Source organism: Campylobacter sp. 2018MI01, assembly GCF_018501205.1.
Classification (GTDB): domain Bacteria; phylum Campylobacterota; class Campylobacteria; order Campylobacterales; family Campylobacteraceae; genus Campylobacter_E.
In genome coordinates this window covers 1-557 of record NZ_JAHCZE010000134.1, presented here as the reverse complement: position 1 = coordinate 557, position 557 = coordinate 1, and the positions used below count along the sequence as shown (strand labels likewise).

The following is a 557-nucleotide window of genomic DNA, read 5'->3' as shown; positions in this document are numbered from 1 at the left end:
CCATGCTCTCCTGCTCTTGCTGCTTCAATTGCAGCATTTAGTGCAAGTAAGTTAGTCTGGTCTGCTACATCATTAATTATTTCTAAAATAGATTTAACATTATCAGCATCACGGCTTAATTGCTCAATCTTACTAGCTAAAGCACTTTCTATATCAGCACTATGATTTATTTGATTAGTTAATGAATTAATAGCATCGTTTGCTGATTTTATAAACTTACTTGCATTACTTAATTCATCTTTACCTTTAGCTGCACCAATTACGCCTTTATCAAGGTTTGCTTTAGTATTAGTTCCTTTATTGGCTACTTCTGTAACTATTACACTACCTTCTTCTGCACGCTTACCTGTTTGAAGACTTGTGTGGCTTAATTCATTTGCTATTGAAGCGTTTTCATTTGAGATATCTTTTGCTTGTGCTATTAGAATTCTTACTTTTTCTAAGAATATATTAATAGCTTTACAAGCTTGAGCTATTTCATCATTACCTTTATCATCTAGCTTTTTAGTTAAATCTCCATCTCCACTGCTAAGTTCGTTTGATTTAGCTGTTAGATT

General features: G+C 32.7%; 1 protein-coding gene. It reads right to left on the bottom strand.

Translation table 11 applies throughout. The features are described 5' to 3' along the window. Window positions 1–557: methyl-accepting chemotaxis protein (locus KJQ97_RS09330; RefSeq protein WP_214120682.1), on the bottom strand; the 557-nt coding region annotated here is incomplete at both ends.